The sequence below is a fragment of the Streptomyces sp. NPDC104313 genome (assembly GCF_055583985.1).
On record NZ_JBVJMW010000016.1, the window covers coordinates 1 to 18054 of the forward strand.

Annotated in this window: 15 protein-coding genes; 8 read left to right on the top strand and 7 right to left on the bottom strand. The window is 71.8% G+C overall.

What is annotated here, in order from left to right; all coding sequences use genetic code 11:
- The first annotated feature begins 482 nt into the window (after nucleotides 1-482).
- The gene (locus tag ACZ60Q_RS29535; protein WP_469640590.1) at nucleotides 483-932 is read left to right on the top strand and encodes a PTS sugar transporter subunit IIA; all 450 of its coding nucleotides are present in this window, start codon (nucleotides 483-485) and stop codon (nucleotides 930-932) included.
- 76 nt (nucleotides 933-1008) lie between these two features.
- Nucleotides 1009-2679: a phosphoenolpyruvate--protein phosphotransferase gene (gene ptsP, locus ACZ60Q_RS29540; protein ID WP_469640592.1), complete on the top strand. Its 1671-nt coding sequence runs from the start codon at nucleotides 1009-1011 to the stop codon at nucleotides 2677-2679.
- A 71-nt stretch (nucleotides 2680-2750) separates the two neighbouring features.
- On the opposite strand, the gene ACZ60Q_RS29545 is transcribed toward ptsP, so the two are convergent.
- A complete protein-coding gene (locus ACZ60Q_RS29545; RefSeq protein ID WP_469640594.1) occupies nucleotides 2751-3674 on the bottom strand; it encodes a hypothetical protein in 924 nt (307 codons plus the stop codon).
- 76 nt (nucleotides 3675-3750) lie between these two features.
- Complete coding sequence (locus ACZ60Q_RS29550) at nucleotides 3751-5730, bottom strand: acetoacetate--CoA ligase (RefSeq protein ID WP_469640596.1); 1980 nt, start codon at nucleotides 5728-5730, stop codon at nucleotides 3751-3753.
- A gap of 217 nt (nucleotides 5731-5947) precedes the next feature.
- Between ACZ60Q_RS29550 and ACZ60Q_RS29555 the strand changes: the two genes are divergently transcribed.
- Nucleotides 5948-8311 carry a glycoside hydrolase family 31 protein gene (locus ACZ60Q_RS29555; protein ID WP_469640597.1) on the top strand — a complete coding sequence of 788 codons (2364 nt, stop codon included), beginning with the start codon at nucleotides 5948-5950 and terminating at the stop codon, nucleotides 8309-8311.
- Between the two features lie 150 nt (nucleotides 8312-8461).
- Here the strand turns inward: ACZ60Q_RS29555 and ACZ60Q_RS29560 are convergent, their stop codons facing one another.
- Nucleotides 8462-9025, bottom strand: a complete 564-nt coding sequence (locus ACZ60Q_RS29560) for an NUDIX domain-containing protein (RefSeq protein ID WP_469640599.1) — start codon at nucleotides 9023-9025, stop codon at nucleotides 8462-8464.
- A gap of 181 nt (nucleotides 9026-9206) precedes the next feature.
- Between ACZ60Q_RS29560 and ACZ60Q_RS29565 the strand changes: the two genes are divergently transcribed.
- The 4 genes from ACZ60Q_RS29565 (at nucleotide 9207) to ACZ60Q_RS29580 (ending at nucleotide 12314) form a co-directional block, all read left to right on the top strand.
- The gene (locus tag ACZ60Q_RS29565; RefSeq protein WP_469640750.1) at nucleotides 9207-10004 is read left to right on the top strand and encodes a M15 family metallopeptidase; all 798 of its coding nucleotides are present in this window, start codon (nucleotides 9207-9209) and stop codon (nucleotides 10002-10004) included.
- Nucleotides 10005-10136: 132 nt separating this feature from the next.
- Nucleotides 10137-10502 (top strand): Mpo1-like protein, encoded by a 366-nt coding sequence (locus ACZ60Q_RS29570; RefSeq protein ID WP_469640601.1) that lies wholly within the window; start codon nucleotides 10137-10139, stop codon nucleotides 10500-10502.
- A gap of 157 nt (nucleotides 10503-10659) precedes the next feature.
- Nucleotides 10660-11127 carry a Zn-ribbon domain-containing OB-fold protein gene (locus ACZ60Q_RS29575; protein WP_469640603.1) on the top strand — a complete coding sequence of 156 codons (468 nt, stop codon included), beginning with the start codon at nucleotides 10660-10662 and terminating at the stop codon, nucleotides 11125-11127.
- Entirely contained in the window at nucleotides 11124-12314 is a 1191-nt protein-coding gene (locus ACZ60Q_RS29580; protein WP_469640605.1) for a lipid-transfer protein, read from the top strand. The genes ACZ60Q_RS29575 and ACZ60Q_RS29580 overlap by 4 nt, the downstream gene beginning before the upstream one ends.
- Before the next feature lie 151 nt (nucleotides 12315-12465).
- Here ACZ60Q_RS29580 and ACZ60Q_RS29585 read toward each other — a convergent pair whose 3' ends face one another.
- Genes ACZ60Q_RS29585 through ACZ60Q_RS29600 form a run of 4 tightly spaced genes read right to left on the bottom strand, consistent with a single transcriptional unit; the run spans nucleotide 12466 to nucleotide 17054 of the window.
- A complete protein-coding gene (locus tag ACZ60Q_RS29585; protein WP_469640606.1) occupies nucleotides 12466-13074 on the bottom strand; it encodes a GTP-binding protein in 609 nt (202 codons plus the stop codon).
- The gene (locus ACZ60Q_RS29590) at nucleotides 13055-13492 is read right to left on the bottom strand and encodes a DUF742 domain-containing protein (RefSeq protein WP_469640608.1); all 438 of its coding nucleotides are present in this window, start codon (nucleotides 13490-13492) and stop codon (nucleotides 13055-13057) included. Before ACZ60Q_RS29590 ends, ACZ60Q_RS29585 begins: the two co-directional genes overlap by 20 nt.
- Nucleotides 13493-13503: 11 nt before the next feature.
- Nucleotides 13504-13947, bottom strand: coding sequence for a roadblock/LC7 domain-containing protein (locus ACZ60Q_RS29595; protein WP_469640610.1), 444 nt, complete (start codon nucleotides 13945-13947; stop codon nucleotides 13504-13506).
- A complete protein-coding gene (locus ACZ60Q_RS29600; RefSeq protein WP_469640612.1) occupies nucleotides 13944-17054 on the bottom strand; it encodes a sensor histidine kinase in 3111 nt (1036 codons plus the stop codon). The genes ACZ60Q_RS29595 and ACZ60Q_RS29600 overlap by 4 nt, the downstream gene beginning before the upstream one ends.
- A 621-nt stretch (nucleotides 17055-17675) precedes the next feature.
- On the opposite strand from ACZ60Q_RS29600, the gene ACZ60Q_RS29605 reads away from it, so the two are divergent.
- Entirely contained in the window at nucleotides 17676-18029 is a 354-nt protein-coding gene (locus ACZ60Q_RS29605) for a hypothetical protein (RefSeq protein ID WP_469640751.1), read from the top strand.
- Nucleotides 18030-18054 lie beyond the last annotated feature (25 nt).

Below are 18054 nucleotides of genomic sequence, written 5' to 3' on the forward strand. Positions count from 1 at the left end.
GGTCCCGTTTCACCGGGGCCCTCCGGGCGCTTCCCTTCGTTACTACTTTGTCTTGCTGTCCTGCGTTTCCGACTCTATCAGACTCTTTCGTGTCCAATTCCCGGTCGAAGCGGGCCTCGCATTTCGCTTCCAGGTCCTCCGCTTTCGCGCTTTCCCTTTCCGGCGAGTCCGACTCTACCAGGCCTTTTCCGTCACTCTGACCACGTCCTGCGGGCACGCCGAGGGAGAGGTTCAAGGTTAGGATCTGGGCTTGAAGGTCGCCGCCGACCCCCGACTCAAAGTCGCGTTGGGGTCAGGCAGGAGTACGACAGTACAGGCCGCCGGGAGTCGAGGCAAATCGTTTCTCGTACTCCCTAGGTCCGCCAAGCGGTAGGTCTCGGGCGGAACCGGGACTTCATATGACTTACGCTGCTGAGCAGTACGCCGTCCCCCATCAGTCGCGGCGGCGACACCTGAATCTCCACCCCCTGGGAGGCTCCCCCATGACCAACGTGACGTCCCCTCTTGCTGGACGCGCCATCGGACTCGCCGCGGTTCCCGACCCGGTCTTCTCCGGCGCGATGGTCGGCCCCGGCACCGCCATCGACCCGGTACGTGAGCCCTCCGAGGCCGTGTCCCCGGTCGACGGCATCGTCGTCTCCCTGCACCCCCACGCGTTCGTCGTCGTCGACGCGGAAGGGCACGGGGTCCTGACACACCTCGGCATCGACACCGTCCAGCTCAACGGCGAGGGCTTCGAGCTCCTCGTGAACAAGGGGGACACGGTGACCCGGGGCCAGAGCATCGTGCGCTGGGACCCGGTCGCCGTCGAGGCCGCCGGCAAATCACCCATCTGCCCGATCGTGGCCCTGGAGGCCACCGCCGAGTCGCTCTCCGATGTCCGTGAGGACGGGGACGTGAAGATCGGCGACCCGCTGTTCGGCTGGCAGTGACGCCTCGGGCGCAGTGACAAGCCAGTTGCACAACCACCGCGGTGACTCGGTCGCCGCACAACCGGAGACGGGTGAAATGGAGACAACGCTGCGAGGCGTCGGCGTGAGCCACGGTGTGGCCATCGGCGAGGTTCGGCACATGGGTACGGCGGTGCTTGAGCCGCCCGCCAAGTCGATTCCCGCCGAGGAGGCCGGTCGCGAACAGGGGCGCGCCAGGCAGGCGGTGGAAGCGGTCGCCGCCGATCTGATCGCGCGCGGCAACCTGGCCGGCGGCGAGGCACAGCACGTGCTCGAGGCGCAGGCCATGATGGCGCAGGACCCCGAGCTGAGGTCCGACGTCGATCGGCGCATCGCCGTGGGCAGCACCGCCGAGCGCGCCGTGTACGACGCGTTCGCCGCGTACCGCGCGTTGCTCGCCAATGCCGGGGAGTACCTGGCGGGGCGGGTCGCGGACCTCGACGACGTACGGAACCGGATCGTGGCGCGGCTGCTCGGTGTGCCGATGCCCGGCGTGCCGGACAGCGACGAGCCGTATGTGCTGATCGCGCGCGACCTGGCGCCGGCCGACACCGCGCTCCTCGACCCGACCCTGGTGCTCGGCTTCGTCACCGAGGAGGGCGGGCCGACCAGTCACAGCGCGATCCTGGCGCGGGCGCTCGGCGTTCCCGCCGTGGTGGCGCTGCCCGGCGCCGGTGAGCTGGCGGAGGGAACGGTCGTCGCGGTGGACGGCAGCACGGGCGAGATCTTCGTCGACCCGAGCGACGAGAAGCGCGCCGAGCTGGAGGGTGCCGCCGCCGCTCGTAAGGCGGCACTCTCCGCCTCGACCGGCCCCGGTGCCACGTCGGACGGGCACAAGGTGCCGCTGCTCGCCAATGTCGGCGGTCCGGGCGATGTGCCCGCGGCGGTCGAGGCCGGGGCGGAGGGCGTCGGGCTGTTCCGGACCGAGTTCCTGTTCCTGGACGACAGCAAGCAGGCCCCTTCCGAGGAGAAGCAGGTCGCGGCCTACCGCGCGGTGCTGGAGGCGTTCCCCGAGGGGCGTGTCGTCGTGCGCGTGCTGGACGCCGGCGCCGACAAGCCACTGGACTTCCTGACTCCGGCCGACGAGCCGAACCCGGCGCTCGGCGTCCGTGGGCTGCGGAGCCTGCTGGACCACCCCGACGTGCTGCGTACCCAGCTGACCGCGCTGGCGAAGGCCGCCGAGGGTCTGCCGGTCTACCTGGAGGTCATGGCCCCCATGGTGGCCGACCGTATCGACGCCAAGGCGTTCGCGGACGCGTGCCGCGAGGCCGGGCTGCGGGCGAAGTTCGGCGCGATGGTGGAGATCCCGTCCGCCGCTCTGCGGGCGCGGTCGATCCTCCAGGAGGTGGAGTTCCTGTCGCTGGGCACCAACGACCTGGCGCAGTACACCTTCGCGGCCGACCGTCAGGTGGGCGCGGTGTCGCGGCTCCAGGACCCGTGGCAGCCGGCGCTGCTGGATCTGGTGGCGCTGTCCGCCGACGCCGCACGTGCCGAGGGCAAGAGCTGTGGTGTGTGCGGTGAGGCGGCGGCGGATCCGCTGCTGGCGTGTGTGCTGACGGGTCTGGGTGTCACCTCCCTGTCGATGGGCGCCGCGTCCCTTCCTTATGTGCGGGCCACGCTGGCCAAGTACACGCTGGCGCAGTGCGAGCGGGCGGCGAACGCCGCTCGTGCGGCGGACTCGGCCGACGAGGCGCGCAGCGCCGCTCAGGCTGTGCTGTCCGGCGAGTAGGCGGAATCCAGTAGGTCCAGGAGGGGCTTTCCGCCGTGTGGCGGAAGGCCCCTCCTGCTGTGCTTGGGCTCTCAGTGGTGGGGCTCCGCCGGGTCCGCTCCGATGTCGAATCCCGCGCAGTACTCCACACCGGATTCGGGGGAGACGGGCTCTCCGGTGTCCGCGTCGGTGCAGTAGGCGTTGAAGACCTCGCCCGCGGTGAGCGGGGCGAGGGCCCCGTGGGCCAGGCGCCAGCCGTGGACACGGTCCGGGCTGTCGGGGGCGCTGGTGCGCAGGACGACTCCCCCGCGTGATTCCAGGGCGATGGCCACCGCGAGAACGGTGGCGAACTCCGCGCCCTCCGCGGTGTCGAGGCGGGCCGGTCCTGTGGTGTCGCGGTGGGTGTGGAGCACGGCCAGGAGCTGGTCGTTGTCCGTCGGGGTGCTGCACACCAGGTGGTGGGTGCCCGGCCCCGCCGTTTCCAGCAGGCGCATGAGGAGGTGCGAGGCGCGGTCGAAGGCCGCGCGTCCGATGTCCTGGCCGCAGTCGGCGCAGGTGCCGAGGTCGGCGAGGAGGAGGGTGGCGTACTCCCAGGTGGCCTGGCGGACCGCTCGGGAGACGAGGACCGGGATGAGGTCGCTCAGGCGTTGGCCGGTGTAGGAGACCGTGGCTCCGGCGGCGGAGATCTCCGCGGTGAACCGGCTGCGGCTGGCGCCGGAATCGGCGTCGAGGCCCGATTCGGCGCAGAACTCCGCGTAGTCCTCCGGGTCGAAGAGGGCGACGGTGGTGTGCACGCCCTGGGCCGCGAGTGCTTTGAGCAGGCCCTCGACCTGTTGGAGATAGACGGCGTGGTCATCGAAGGCGAAGGTCCGGTAGCGCCGCATGGCCGCGAAGTCCTGTGTGTCGGCGAGGAGGCCGATCGTGCTGGGTGCTTCGCGGCGCAATGTGCGTCGCATGGTGGTGTCGTGCTTCGTGTGGTGGGTGGTGGTGTTCTCGGTGCGGCCGGTCGGCGCCATGTGTCCCCCTGTGCGCGGTGAATACTTGCTCACTCAGCGTAATCAGGGGGACTGACAGGAGGGCCGGGCCGGTGGGTCAGCGGCGGCGGGTCGCGGCCAGTTCGGCGTAGAAGTGGAGGAGGTCGAGGTTGTCGACGGAGCCCGGGTTGACCGCCTTGGCCAGCTCGGTTCCCTGAAGCAGGCGTTTGACCGGAACCTCGATGCGCTTACCGGTGAGGGTGTGCGGGATGGCGGGGACCTCGATGACCTCGTCCGGTACGTGGCGCGGGGAGAGGTTCTCGCGGATGGTCCGCTTGATCGCGTCGCGCAGGTCGTCGTCGAGGGTCGCGCCGTCGGCGAGGTGGACGAAAAGCGGCATCCAGTAGCCGCCTTCGGGTTCTTCGAGGCCGATGACGAGGGATTCGCGGATCTCGGGGAGCCGTTCGACGGCCTCGTAGATGTCGGCGGAGCCCATGCGGACGCCCTGGCGGTTCAGGGTGGAGTCGGAGCGGCCGTGGATGATCACCGAGCCGCGGTCGGTGAGGGTGATCCAGTCCCCGTGCCGCCAGACGCCGGGGTACATGGCGAAGTAGCTGTCGTGGTAGCGGCTGCCGTCGGGGTCGTTCCAGAAGCGGATCGGCATGGAGGGGAGCGGGTTGGTGACGACCAGTTCGCCGACCTCGTCGGTGAGGGGTTCGCCGGCCGGGTCCCAGGACTGGAGGTCGGTGCCGAGGCAGGGGGCCTGGAGCTCGCCGATGTGGACGGGGAGGGTGGGGACGGCTCCGGCGAAGCAGCTGCAGACATCGGTGCCACCGCTGACGGAGGCGATCCAGAGATCCTCGGCCACCTTGTCGTGAAGCCAGCGGAAGCCGTCGGGCGGGAGCGGGGATCCGGTGGTGGCGACGCACTGGACGCGGGAGAGGTCGAAGTCGCGGCCGGGGTGGATGTCGGCCTTGCGGCACGCCATGACGTACGCGGCGGAGGTGCCGAAGAGCGTCGCGCCGGTCTGTTCGGCGACCCGCCACTGCGCGCTGACGTCGGGATGGCCGGGGCTGCCGTCGTACAGGACGACGGTGGTGCCGGTGAGGAGGCCGGAGACGAGGAAGTTCCACATCATCCAGCCGGTGGAGGTGTACCAGAAGAAGCGGTCCTCGGGTCCGAGGTCGCAGTGCAGGCCGATCTGCTTGAAGTGTTCGAGCAGGATGCCGCCCTGGGACTGGACGATGGCCTTGGGAAGGCCGGTGGTGCCGGAGGAGTAGAGAACCCAGAGCGGGTGTTCGAAGGGGACCTGTTCGAAGACCGGCTCGGTGTCGGCCGAGGTGAGGGCGGCCCAGTCGAGTGCGCCTGCGGGGGCGTCGGTGCCCAGCAGCGGGATGTGGACGACGGCGCGCAGGGTGGGCAGTTCGCGGCGCAGTTCGGCGACGGTCTCGGTGCGGTCGTGTTCCTTGCCGCCGTAGCGGTAGCCGTCGATGGTGAACAGGACGACGGGTTCGATCTGCTGGAACCGGTCGAGGACGCTGCGGGCGCCGAAGTCGGGAGCGCAGGAGGTCCAGATGCCGCCGACCGCCGCGGTGGCGAGGAAGGCGACGACGGCCTGCGGGATGTTGGGGAGGTAGCCGCTGACGAGGTCGCCGGGGGTGACGCCGAGAGCGCGGAGTTCGGCGGCGAGCGCGCCGACCTGGCGGCGGAGTTCGGCCCAGCTGACGGGGAGCTGGGCGTGGGTCTCGTCGACGTACAGCAGGGCGGGGGTGTCGGCGCGGGACGGGTCCTCGGCCGTGCGCAGGGCGTGTTCGGCGTAGTTGAGGGTGGCGCCGGGGAACCAGGTGGCGCCGGGCATCGCGCGGTCGCCGAGGACACGTTCGTACGGCGTGGAGAAGCGGATGTCGAACCACTCGGCGACGGCCTGCCAGAAGGTGTCGAGTTCGTCGACGGACCAGCGGTGCAGGGCCGCGTATCCGCCCTCGGCCGGGGCGCCGTACCGGGTCGCGGCCCAGTTCTGGAAGCGGGTGACGGCCGCGGCCTCGATGCGGTCGGGGCCGGGCTGCCAGAGCGGGGCGTCGGGCGTGGCTGCGGTCATGAGGGCTGCTCCCTGGCTGTACGGGTACGCGGGGTGGGCGTGTCGGCGCGCACGGGCCGGGGTGTGCGCGTGAGCGGCTGACACGGACGATGCCATGTGATCGTCTTCGGCACCAGGGTGGCCCGCTGTGAGGGGTTCCCTCGCCCCGGGGCCGGCATGGGTGAACGGGAGTTGAACGGAGGGTTCTGCGGGTCGGGCGGGTGGCAGGGTGTGCGCCATGGACGGTCGTGACCTGGTGCGTCGGGTGAGGTTGGTCGGTTCGGTGCGGGGGCTGCGCACGGTGCGTTCGGCGTGGCGACGGCGGTCCGCGGACGCGGCGGCGCTGTCGGCGCGCGGGGTGGAGCGGGCCCGGGTGCCCGGTGCGCTGACGGGTGCGGAGCCGGGCCCGGGTGGGGGTGTGGTGCGGTTCGCGCGTTCGGAGCTGCGGATCCGTGTGTCGGTGGGCGGTGCGGTGTTCTGGGCGTGGGACGGGGCGGAGCCGCTGCCTTCGTACGCGGTGGAGGGCGAGGCGCCCGCACCGGACCCTCGGGCGGTGCTGGAGCCGGACAAGGACGGTGGCTGGCAGGTGGTCTCGGAGCGGCTGACGGTGGTGGTGTCGCGGACCGGGGCGGTGGAGCTGCGGACGCCGGGCGGGCTGCTGTTGCGACGGGAGCTGCCGCCGCGCTGGTGGGAGCCGGTGGGCGGCGGGCCGGTGCGGTGGGTGCAGCGCTCGGAGGTGCCGGCCGACGCGCGGTTCTTCGGGCTCGGGGGCCGGGCGTCGGGGCCCCGGTTGCGGGACGGGGCGTACGGGCTGTGGAACACCGATCCCGGCGGGCGTTTCGGTCCGGGGGACGATCCGCTGTATCTGACGATGCCGGTGCAGGTGGTGGTGTCGGACGCGGGGACGCATCTGGTGTTCCACGACAACAGCTGGGCGGGGCGGGTGGTGCTGCGGGAGGGCGAGGAGGGCGCCGGTTCGGGGCATGACCGGCCGGGCGCCTGCGAGGTGCGGATGGAGGGCGGGCCGCTGCGTTGCTGGGTGGTGGCGGGGACGCCGGCCCGGGTGCTCCAGGGGTGGACGGCGCTGACGGGTGTGCCGGCGCTGCCGCCGTCCTGGGCGCTGGGGCCGCAGCACGCCCGGTGGGGGTTCGGCAGCGAGGTGGAGGTCCGGCGGGTTGTCGACGGGTACCGGAAGCGGGGTCTGCCGCTGTCGGTGCTGCATCTGGACATCGACCACTACGACGCGCACCGGGTGTTCACGGTGGACCGTGAGCGGTTCCCCGCGTTGCCGGCGCTGGCGAAGGAGCTGCGCGAGGACGGGGTGCGGCTGGTGTCGATCGTGGATCCGGCGGTGAAGGCGGAGCCGGGTGAGGCGGTGTTCGACGGGGGTGCGGCGGTCGGGGGGCGTGGTGCGTACGTCCGGGACGCTCGGGGGCGGGTGGTGGTCGGTGAGGTGTGGCCGGGGGCCTGTGTCTACCCGGACTTCACTGATCCGCTTGTGCGGGACTGGTGGGGATCTCTGTACGAGGAACGGCTTGCGCAGGGCTTCTCAGGGGTCTGGCACGACATGAACGAGCCGGTGTCGTTCGCGGCGTTCGGGGATCCGTCCCTGCCGCGTTCGGCCCGGCACGTGCTGGAGGGCGTCGGCGGTGATCACCGAGAGGCGCACAACGTGTACGCCTTGGCGATGGCGCGGGCCGGGTACGAGGGGCTGCTGCGGCAGCGGCCGCAGGAGCGGCCGTTTCTCTTCTCCCGGTCGGGTTGGGCGGGGATGCAGAGGTACGGGGGCACCTGGTCCGGTGATGTGTCGACGGGGTGGCCGGGGCTGCGGGCGTCGTTGTCGCTGGTGGTGGGGCTCGGGCTGTGCGGGGTGCCGTACTCGGGTCCGGATGTGGGCGGGTTCGACGGGTTCCCGTCGCCCGAGCTGTATCTGCGGTGGTTCCAACTGGGGGCGTATCTGCCGTTGTTCCGGACCCACGCGGCGATCGACGCGGGGCGGCGGGAGCCGTGGGAGTTCGGTCCTGAGGTGTTGGAGCACGCGCGGGCGGCGCTGGTGGAGCGGGAGCGGCTTCGCCCGTACTTCGTGACGCTGTCGCGGGTGGCGTGGATGACCGGTGCGCCCTATGTGCGGCCGATGTGGTGGGGTACGCCGGGCGACCGGGCTCTGCGGGAGTGCGAGGACGCGTTCCTGCTGGGCGACGCGCTGCTGGTGGCTCCGGTGCTGGAGGCCGGGACCCGGCGGCGGGCGGTGCGGCTGCCCCGGGGGCGGTGGTACGACACGGCGACCGGGCGGGCGTACGAGGGGCCGGGCCAGGTCCTGGTCGACGCTCCGCTGTCGCGGGTGCCGGTGCTGGCGAGGGCGGGCGCGGTGATTCCGGTGCGCGGTGCGGACGGTGGCCCGGAGCTGGAGGTGTGGGCGCCCGCGCCGGGGCGTACCGGTGGCGGGCTGGTGGTACGGGATGCGGGCGACGGGTGGGCGGAGGCGGAGGTCGAGCGGTATGTGACGCGGTGGGAGGGCGACCGCGTGGTGGTGGAGCGGGACGGCACGGAGGGCGGGGTCGACCGCCCGGTACGGGTGCGGGGGGTGCGGGGGCGGTATTAGGGGTGGTCGGCGTGGGGCCCGGCGCATACGTATCCGGCGCGCGCGGGGCCCGGCGGCCTCGGCCGTGGTGCCGGGCCGGCCTGAGCTCTGGTGGTCCCGGCTGTGGTGCCGAGCCGGGCGGCCCCCGCTGTGTCCACGGCTGTGACGGCCTCAGCCGTGGCGCCCGGCGAACCAGGCGTCGGCCGCTTCCGTGTGCAGGGGGAAGGCCAGGGGCCGCGGGCCGTACAGGACGTCGTAGCCGGATGTCTCGTCGGTGGGGACCGAGGGTGGAAGGCTCGCGAGGGGGCGTGCCGGGAGAAGGCCGAAGACCAGGAGGTGGCCGGTGGTGTCGCTGAGGGTGTCGGCGAGACGGACGTCCGCTGCGGCGGCCTCGATACCGGTCTCCTCGCGCAGTTCCCTGACGACCGCCGCACGCCAGTCCTCGGCATGGTCGATGAACCCGCCGGGCAGGGCCGTACCACCCTTCTGCGGCTCGATGGTGCGGGTGATGACGATGAGTCCGGTGGTGCCCGGGCCGGTGACGGGGAGCAGGGCCACCGCGACGGGGAGCGGGTTGCGGTAGGCGGTGGTTCCGCAGTGGGCGCAGGTGCGGGGCCAGGTGTCGGCGGACGGTGGCGCGGTGTACGGGGCTCCGCACGTGCCGCAGTGGGAGTCCCGTACGTACCGGGGCGGCTGCGGGGCGTTCGGGGATGGGCTGTTGCCGGGTTCGGACACGGGCGGACTGTATCGAACCTTCCTTCCCGCTTTCCGGCCCTTTCGGCTTGCCGGCTCTCCGCGCTCTCCGCGCTCTCCGCGCTCTCCGCGCTCTCCGGGGAGGCGACGTCGCGTCCTGTCCCGGTCGTCGCGTCCTTTCCCGGAGGCCGGGAAGCTGATAGACGGTGTGCCCATGACAGGAATGCGTACCGCTCTGCGTGCTCTGGCCACCACGGCCGCCGCCCTTCTCGCCGTCACCGCGCTCTCCCCCGCGGCCCAGGCGCGCCCCGAACCGAAAGCTCCCGAGGAGTTCGTGGCGCTGCGCTCGGTGGACCCGACGATCCTCCAGGAGATGCGTTACACCACGGCGCACACCTTCCTCGGCGAGCGGGTGGACGGGTACCGGCAGCCGGTCTGCATCCTGACCCGGCCCGCCGCCCGTGCCCTGCACCTGGCACAGAAGCGGCTGTTGCGTCAGGGGTACTCGCTGAAGGTGTACGACTGCTACCGGCCGCAGCGGGCGGTGGACCACTTCGTGCGGTGGGCGAAGGACCTCGACGACCAGACCATGAAGGGGGAGTTCTATCCTCGGGTCGACAAGGACCGGCTGTTCGAGGACGGCTATATCGCGGAGAAGTCCGGCCACAGTCGGGGCAGCACGGTGGACCTGACCCTGGTCCGGCTCCCCGCCCTGCCGACCAGGCCGTACCGTCCGGGCGAGCGGCCGACCCCCTGCTTCGCGCCGAAGAGTGAGCGGTTCCCGGACAACTCGGTGGACATGGGCACGGGTTACGACTGCTTCGACACCCTGTCGCACACGGACGATCCCCGGGTCCAGGGGCCGCAGCGCGCCCACCGGCAGTTCCTGAAGCGGACGTTGACCGAGGTGGGGTTCGTGAACCTGCCCGAGGAGTGGTGGCACTTCACGTTCAGGCCCGAGCCGTTCCCGGACACCTATTTCGACTTCCCGGTGCACCGCCGGTCGGTGGCCGGGCACTGACCGAAAACGGTCCGCCCCGAGGGGCGGGGATCGGGCGACCGGGACCACCCCCGTGGGCTCCGGCCGCCCGTTCTTCCTCTCGGACGCGAAAGGGGCGTGTTCGGTTGCCGATCGGGCGGCTACGGTGCCCGTATGCCACAGCAGACGTTCGATACATACCAGGAATTCTGGCCGTACTACGTCGCGATGCACTCCCGTGCCGCCACCCGCTGGGTCCATCTGACCGGCACCCTGACCGGGCTCGCGATCTCCGCATACGGGCTCGCGCGGGGCCGGACACGCTATCTGGCGGCCCTGCCACTGATCGGGTACGGCACGGCGTGGCCCGCGCATTTCCTGATCGAGAAGAACAACCCGGCCACGTTCGGGCATCCTGCGTGGTCGCTGCGCGGGGACGCGCAGATGATCCGGACGATGCTCGCGGGCCGCGACGCGGAGCTGGCGGAGACCGCGGCGAAGTGGCTGGCGGAGCACGGCGAGAGCGCGGCCCGGGAGTGAGCACGGCGGGTGCGGGCGCGAACAAGGCCCGGCGCGACCGAGGGCGGGCCTGACCAGGACCGGGCCTGAACGAGACCGGCGGGCCGGACCCCTCGCACGGGGAGGGTGCCCGTGGCACACTTCTGACGTTCCGTCAGATCCAGTGCCGGGAGGGGCCTTGTCGCGCACGCGCATACCCGTGGTGGCCGGTTGGTTCACCGAGGACGCCGCGGAGGAGGACTTCCGGCTGCTGGGCACCCGGTGCTCAGGCTGCCGGTCGGTGCACTTCCCCCGGGAGGACGGCCACTGCCGCAACCCGGGCTGCCCCGGGGGCGAGTTGGAGGAGGCTCCGCTGTCGAAGCGGGGCAAGGTGTGGTCCTGCACCGACGGGCGCTACCGGCCCCCTCCCCCGTACATCAGCGACCCCGAGGAGCCCTGGACCCCGTACACGCTGGTCGCCGTCGAGCTGGCCGCCGAGCGCATGGTGGTGCTGGGGCAGGCCGCCCCCGGGGTGGGCGTGGCCGATCTCCCCGTCGGCTCGGTGGTGGAGGTCGTACCGGGAGTCCTGGACGAGGACCGGGCGGCGGGTGTCGTGCACACGACCTGGCACTGGCGTCCCGTGGCGACCGCGGAGGCCGGTTCATGAGCCGCGACGTGGCCGTCCTCGGGACCGGGATGCACCCGTGGGGCAAGTGGGGGCGCGGTTTCGTCACGTACGGGCGGATCGCCGCGCGCGCCGCCCTCGCGGACGCGGGCATCGGCTGGCCCGAGGTCCGATCGGTGGTCGGCGCGCAGACGGTGCGCGGGGGCTATCCGGGGTACGTGGCGGGGGCGACGTTCGCCCGGGCGCTCGGGTGGCAGGGGGCTCGGGTGGCGTCCGTGTACGCCGCGTGCGCGTCGGGGGCACAGGCGATCGACACGGCGCGGGCGCAGATCCTGGCGGGTCTGGCGGACGTGGTGCTGGTGGTGGGTGCCGACGCGGCGCCCAAGGGGTTCTTCGCCCCGGCGGGCGGGGAGCGGCCGGAGGACCCGGACTGGCTGCGCTTCCGGGTGCTCGGGGCGACGAACCCGGCGTACTTCGGGCTGTACGCCCGTCGCCGCATGGCGCTGTACGGGGACACACCGGAGGACTTCGCGCTGGTCAAGGTGAAGAACTCGGCGGCTGGGGCACTGAACGAGTACGCCCGCTACCGGGGGCCGGTGACGGCCGAGGAGGTCGCCGCCTCCGCCATGGTCGCCGATCCGCTGCGGCTGCTGGACATCTGCGCCACGTCCGACGGCGCCGCCGCCCTGGTGCTGTCCAGCATGGAGTTCGCACGGCTCCACGGGGCGCGGGATCCGGTGCGGATCCGGGCCGTCTCCACCGTGACGCCGACCTACCCGAGGACCGTCCTGGACCTGCCGGACATCGGCACGGACTCGGCGGTGGCCGTGGCCCCCTCTCCCGAGAGCTTCCGCGCCTCGATCGCGCGGACCGCGTACGAGGAGGCGGGGATCGGGCCGGAGGATCTCTCGCTGGCCGAGGTGTACGACCTGTCCACCGCTCTGGAGCTGGAGTGGTACGAGGACATCGGGCTGTGCGATCGAGGCGAGGGAGCGAAGCTGCTGCGGACGGGGGCGACCGCGCTGGGCGGCCGGGTTCCGGTGAACGCGAGCGGCGGTCTGGCCTCGTTCGGCGAGGCGGTGCCCGCCCAGGCCATCGCACAGGTCTGTGAACTCACAAGGCAGTTGCGCGGACGGGCCGGGGAACGGCAGATACCGGGCGCGCGGGTCGGCATCACGGCGAACCAGGGGCTGTTCGGGCACGGCTCGGCGGTGGTGGCGGTCCGCTGAGCCCAGCCCACCCCAACAGGTTTTCCCTGCCCTTTACTTGACTGGGCGTCACTGCCGCAGAACACTCGGGGCCCGGTCCGCCGGGCGATGTGCGGCCCGTACCCCTGTCGGCGGGGGTACGGGCCGCACACGTGCCGGGATGTTCCCCGGCTCAGGTGGCGACGGGTTCACGGGCCTGTGCCGCGAGCTCCAGGGCGTGCTCCACGACCGCGACGAGGACGTCGCGCACGGAGGACCGGTCCCGCGCGTCGCAGACGAGTACCGGGACCTCGGGGTCGAGGTCGAGGGCGGCCCGCACGGTCTTTGTCGGGAACCGGTCGGCGCCTTCGAAGGTGTTGACCGCGACCGTGAACGGGATCCGCCTGCGCTCGAAGTAGTCGACCGCGGCGAAGCAGTCCTCGAGGCGCCGGGTGTCGGCGAGGACGACCGCGCCCAGGGAGCCCTGGGCCAGTTCGTCCCACAGGAACCAGAAGCGGTCCTGGCCCGGCGTGCCGAACAGATAGAGGACCAGGTCCTCCTTCAGCGTGATCCGGCCGAAGTCCATCGCGACCGTGGTGGTGGTCTTGGACTCGACCCCCTCCAGATCGTCCACCGGACGGCCCGCCTCACTGAGGCGTTCCTCGGTGCGCAGCGGCCTGATCTCACTGACCGAGCCGACCGCGGTCGTCTTGCCGACGCCGAACCCTCCCGCCACCAGGATCTTCAGGGTGACGGGCTCGACGTGCCGCTGCTTGTCGCGGCTAGAGCGCCCGAAGGCCATTGATAACCTCGCGAAGAATGTTCACGTCCGGCAGCTCGGCCGGCGGAACGGGACGGGTGACGTGCACCAGCTCGTCCTCGACGAGGTCGCCGACCAGGACCCGTACCACCCCTACGGGAAGGTCGAGTTCGGCGGCGAGCTCGGCGATCGACTGGGGCATGTCGCTGCAGAGTTCGACGATCGCCACGTGTTCGGGGGCGAGCGTCTGGTCCCGGCCGGGATCGTCGGCGGCCGGTTCCGGCACGACGAGCGCGATCAGGTCGAGGCGATGACGGGACGCGCTGCTGGTGCGCCCGCGGGTCATCGCGTACGGGCGTACCACCGGTCCCGCCTCCGCGTCGTACCACCGCGAGACCTGGGGGTCGACGGACCCGTCCGGGGATCCGGGGCCGGTGCCCCGGGGGGAGTCGGCTCTCATGCCCGCCACCCTCACCCTCCGGCGGACAGACCGGTCGTCCGTGGGGTGTTGGCCAGATGGGCCCCCACGCGCTTGACCATCAGTGTCATCTCATACGCGACCTGGCCCACGTCTGAGTCGGCGTCCGCCAGGACGGCGAGACAGCTTCCGTCGCCGGCGGCCGTGACGAAGAGGAACGCCTCGTCCAGTTCCACGACGGTCTGGCGCACCCGGCCCGCGTCGAAGTGGTGGCCCACTCCCTTGGCGAGACTGTGGAACCCGGAGGCGACGGCGGCGAGATGCTCGCTGTCCTCACGGGTCAGGTCCCCCGAGGCGCCGGTGGCGAGTCCGTCGCTGGAGAGCACCAGCGCCTTGCGGATGCTCGCGACCCGCTGGACGAGTTCGTCGAGCAGCCAGTTCAGTTCGCCCGAGCCGTGGCGTGCGGGGTTGTGTGCTGCGGCGTTCGGTGCGGTCATCGACCGTCCCCTCCCGGAGTGGTTCCTGGTGCTGTGCCACCGGGGCTGCCGGTGTCCTCGGTGATTTCGGTGTCCTCGGTGATTTCGGTGTTCGCGGTGATTTCGGTGTTCGCGGTGGGTTCGGTGTTCGCGGTGGGTTCGGCGGCGTTCTGCCGACGGCCGCGCTGCCAGCCCCTCTGGAGCGAGGCCATACGGTCGCGTACCTCGTCCGCGTCGCGCCCGGCGTCGTCGAACGTGTCCACGGGCGACTGCTGCGGCGGCCCGTCCGGGGAGTCCTCACGGAGCTGGCGGGCGAGGCTGGCCTGCCGGACCCGCCGTGGCAGTCCGCCCACGGTGTCAGAGGCCGGTGGGCCGGCCGGAGCCGGAGTCCCGTCGTGCCATGCCCCTGAGGCCGGGGACAGCTCTGTGGCACGCGGTGCTTCCTTGGCGCGGGACGGCTCTGTGGCACGGGACCGCTCTGTCACGCGGGATGCCTCTGTCGTACGGGACCGCTCTGTCACACGGGACGACTCTGTCCTGCGGTGTGCGGCGACTCGTACGGTCCAGGGCGCGTCGGAGGTCCGGGACCTGTCGGCCGCTTCGGGCGCCCGATCGGCGGTGTGCGGGACCGGGCCGGTGGCCCTCGCGGGGGTCTCGACCACTTCGTCGCCCGGGTCGTCGACCCGGCGGCCACGGTCGGTGACCAGCGTCGGCGGGGTACGGCGCGGCAGCGGGACGGGCCCCGCAGGGCGCATCGGCCGCACCTGGGCCGTGGGCTCGTCGCTATGGTCGCGGGCCTGCTGGTGCTGGTCCCGGTCGGTGGCCCGGCGCGCGCCGCCCGGCTCGTCGCGGCGGGGCTCGCGGTCACCCTCGCGGCGCAGGTCCCGGGCGCGGAAGATGCCGCCGCGCTCGCTCTCGGTGTCCTCCAGATCGGACACGCCGTCCAGGACGGGGCCGAGGGCCGGGTCCAGGGCCGGATCCGGCGAACGGTCCAGCGGGTCCTCGACGAAGTCCAGCGGGCCGACCGGGGCCTCCAGCTCGACCGGCCCGTCCAGGACGCCCGGTGCGGTGAGCCCGGTGGGCACCGGAGTCAGGGCCGCGGACCTGCCGTTGACACGGCGCTCCCCGCCCGGGGCCGTGCTCTGCGCGCCCTGCGCCGCGTCGGAGCTCCGGCCGCTGCCGATCGCCCGCTCGGCCCGGCGGTCGAGGCGGAACCCGGTGCCATGAGTGTCGGGGGCGTCGGTGAGCAGCGCCGCGGGAATGAACACGACCGCGGTGGTGCCTCCGTACGGCGATTTCTGCAGGGAGACACGGACGTTCTGCCGCTGGGCGAGCCGGCTGACGACGAACAGGCCGAGCCGGTCGGTGTCGGAGAGCTCGAAGTCGGGGGTCTCGGCGAGCCGCAGGTTGGCGTCGAGGAGGATCTCGGGGGCCATGCCGAGGCCCCGGTCGTGGATTTCGAGGGTGAATCCGTTGGAGACGCGTTCGCCGTGCACCTGGACCGCGGTGTGCGGGGGTGAGAAGACGGTGGCGTTCTCCAGGAGTTCGGCGATCAGGTGGGTGAGGTCGGCCACGGCGGGGCCGCCCACGCCGATCCGGGCGAGGCGCCGGACCTCGATGCGTTCGTAGTCCTCGACCTCGGCGACGGCGGCCCGCACGACGTCCATCAGCTGGATGGGCTTGCGCCACTGGCGGGAGGGGGCGGCGCCGGAGAGGATCACGAGCCCCTCGGCGTGGCGCCGCATGCGGGTGGTGAGGTGGTCGAGGCGGAACAGGTCGGCCAGTTCGTCGCCGTTCTCGGTGCGGCGCTCCATCGCGTCCAGCAGGGTGAGCTGACGGTGCAGGAGGACCTGGTTGCGGCGGGCGAGGTTGACGAAGACCTCGGAGACGCCGCGCCGCATGTCCGCCTGCTTGACCGCGGCCTCGACGGCGGCCCGCTGGAGGGTGTTGAGCGCCTGTCCTACCTGGCCGATCTCGTCGGGCTCGTAACTGAGGTGCGGGGCCTCGGTCTCGACGTCCACCTGCTCCCCGGCGGCCAGCCTGCGCATGACACTGGGCAGCCGGACGCCGGAGACCTCGTGGGCGTCCTTGCGCAGCCGGGAGAGGTCGCGGACGAGTTCACGGGCGATGCGTACGGAGACGAAAACCGAGACGATCAGGGCCAGGAAGCCGAGGACTCCGGCGATCCCGGCCTGGATGAGGACCCGGTACGCGGCCGGTTCCGCGCGGTCCTGGAAGCGGTTGCCCATCTCCTTGGCGTCGCCCGCCAGCCGGTCCAGGACGGTCACCGCCGACTCCTCCCAGCCGTCGGCGTCGACGGCGCCGGGGCGCTTCGTCGGTCCGGCGGCGATCAGGGCATCCTCGGCGGTGCGCAGCGGTTCGGTGTCGGGGCTCCCCCAGAACTGCTCGACGCGACGGCGCTCGGCGGCGGGGAGGTTGTCCAGGCTGACTTCGTAGAGCAGCTCGCGCTGGGCCACGAGGCCGGATATCCGCCGCAGTTCGGAGGTGGTGAAGCGGCCGGCGATGAGGCCTGAGGCGACCATCGCGTCCTCGCGCGAGAGCATCTCCCGGGCCCGGGAGACCCCGACCAGGGCCCGCATCTGCTTGTCCATCGACACGTTCTCCAGGGTGTGGAGTCCGGTGAGGAAGCGGTAGGAGGGGTCGATCAGGCCGTTGTAGAAGTCCAGCGCCTTCGCCCGGCTGATGGTGCGCTTCTCGACCGATGCGCGCAGGGCGTCCAGTCCGTCGACGGCGCTGAGGATGGCGTCCAGGCGGCTGCTGTCGGCATCGGTCAGCGCCTCCTGGACATCATGCTGCTGGGCGTTCTCCCTGACCTCGCCCACGATGCGGTCGGTGTCGGCGCGTTGGCCCATGAGGACGGGGAGCGCGTCGGAGGCCCGGGGATCAGCGAGGAAGACCAGGGTCTGCCGTCGCTCTTCCTGGACGGCGCGGACAGCGTCCTCCAGCGGGTGGCCGACCTTCTCCACGATGGATCCGGCGCTCATCAGCTCGCCGGCCTGACGGCCGGTGATGTAGGTCGCGAAGACCCAGAGACCTGTGAGGGAGACGAGCGGCACCAGCAGCAACGCCACGACCTTCCTGCGGATGGACTTCCCGCGAAAGCGCATGGCCTCCCCCAGATCGGCCCCGCACCGCGGGGTTGTCTTCTCCCGGTCGTCCCTCGGCCCTGCCCCGCCGCGCACCGTGCGTACACCGGCGCGCATCGGGCGGAGGCGGGCGAGGTCCGTCCTGCGTCAATAAACGGCGCGAGCCTACTACTGACACAGAGACAACTCGAAGGCGAGTCCGGATGATTTCAGCCGTACACCCTGGACTTGATCATGAGTTGTCCTGGTATTCCTGGAGATGAAGTTCGCGAAAGCGACAGAGGGTACCGGCCGGACCTACCGGTACCGGCAGGTATCAGTTGGCTGGAATTATTCGCTCCGTGCCCTTCTGTGCCCTGCGCGCGTTTTTCAGGGGAATCTTCGGGACGGGTGGTTCGTCCATATGTACGGGGCAGACGCGCGGTGGGGTCGTGCGTGGCAGGACGGACATGTTCCGCCCGCGTAGAACCGGAGCAAGCCGGGCAGCCACCCTGAAGTCTGACAGTGGTGGGGAGTTGAAGGTCCTTGAGCACGCAGGAACGCGGGAGCGCCGGAGCATCGGCGGCCGTGAGAGCGGAAGCCGCGGACGGGGCACGGGTGCCACGGCAGTTGTGGGTGGAAGAACCGACGTCGAAGCGACGGATGCCCGACGCGGTGCGGACGGCCGCCGTGCGCGCCGTGCTCATCATGTCGCTGACGATCATCCAGGCGATGGTCGCCTTTCTGAGCACCTTGACCGGCTCCTGGCTGGCCTTCCCGATGGTGCTCAGCAGTGTGGCCAGCACGGTGGTCGCCACGTGGTCGGTGCTCGACGTCTGGGTGACCCGGCAGGTGTGGAACCAGCGCAACGGCGTGGTCTCCGTGCCGAGCAGTTCGGCCCGGCGGATACGTCGTGAGCGGCGGCGGTCCCGCCGGGCCGAGCGGGCGGCCGAGCGGGACGGCACGGGCGGCGGCATAGGCGGCCGCCGGAAGTCCGGAGACCTCTCCCGGGCCTGATCCGCACACCGCCACCGCTGCCGGG

What these genes read in the sequence shown, in the direction of transcription:
- ACZ60Q_RS29535 (WP_469640590.1), top strand. Translation starts at nt 483, where the DNA reads ATGACCAACGTGACGTCCCCTCTTGCTGGACGCGCCATCGGACTCGCC.
- ptsP (WP_469640592.1), top strand. Translation starts at nt 1,009, where the DNA reads ATGGAGACAACGCTGCGAGGCGTCGGCGTGAGCCACGGTGTGGCCATC.
- ACZ60Q_RS29545 (WP_469640594.1), bottom strand. Translation starts at nt 3,674, where the DNA reads ATGGCGCCGACCGGCCGCACCGAGAACACCACCACCCACCACACGAAG.
- ACZ60Q_RS29550 (WP_469640596.1), bottom strand. Translation starts at nt 5,730, where the DNA reads ATGACCGCAGCCACGCCCGACGCCCCGCTCTGGCAGCCCGGCCCCGAC.
- ACZ60Q_RS29555 (WP_469640597.1), top strand. Translation starts at nt 5,948, where the DNA reads ATGGACGGTCGTGACCTGGTGCGTCGGGTGAGGTTGGTCGGTTCGGTG.
- ACZ60Q_RS29565 (WP_469640750.1), top strand. Translation starts at nt 9,207, where the DNA reads ATGCGTACCGCTCTGCGTGCTCTGGCCACCACGGCCGCCGCCCTTCTC.
- ACZ60Q_RS29570 (WP_469640601.1), top strand. Translation starts at nt 10,137, where the DNA reads ATGCCACAGCAGACGTTCGATACATACCAGGAATTCTGGCCGTACTAC.
- ACZ60Q_RS29580 (WP_469640605.1), top strand. Translation starts at nt 11,124, where the DNA reads ATGAGCCGCGACGTGGCCGTCCTCGGGACCGGGATGCACCCGTGGGGC.
- ACZ60Q_RS29585 (WP_469640606.1), bottom strand. Translation starts at nt 13,074, where the DNA reads ATGGCCTTCGGGCGCTCTAGCCGCGACAAGCAGCGGCACGTCGAGCCC.
- ACZ60Q_RS29590 (WP_469640608.1), bottom strand. Translation starts at nt 13,492, where the DNA reads ATGAGAGCCGACTCCCCCCGGGGCACCGGCCCCGGATCCCCGGACGGG.
- ACZ60Q_RS29595 (WP_469640610.1), bottom strand. Translation starts at nt 13,947, where the DNA reads ATGACCGCACCGAACGCCGCAGCACACAACCCCGCACGCCACGGCTCG.
- ACZ60Q_RS29600 (WP_469640612.1), bottom strand. Translation starts at nt 17,054, where the DNA reads ATGCGCTTTCGCGGGAAGTCCATCCGCAGGAAGGTCGTGGCGTTGCTG.
- ACZ60Q_RS29605 (WP_469640751.1), top strand. Translation starts at nt 17,676, where the DNA reads ATGCCCGACGCGGTGCGGACGGCCGCCGTGCGCGCCGTGCTCATCATG.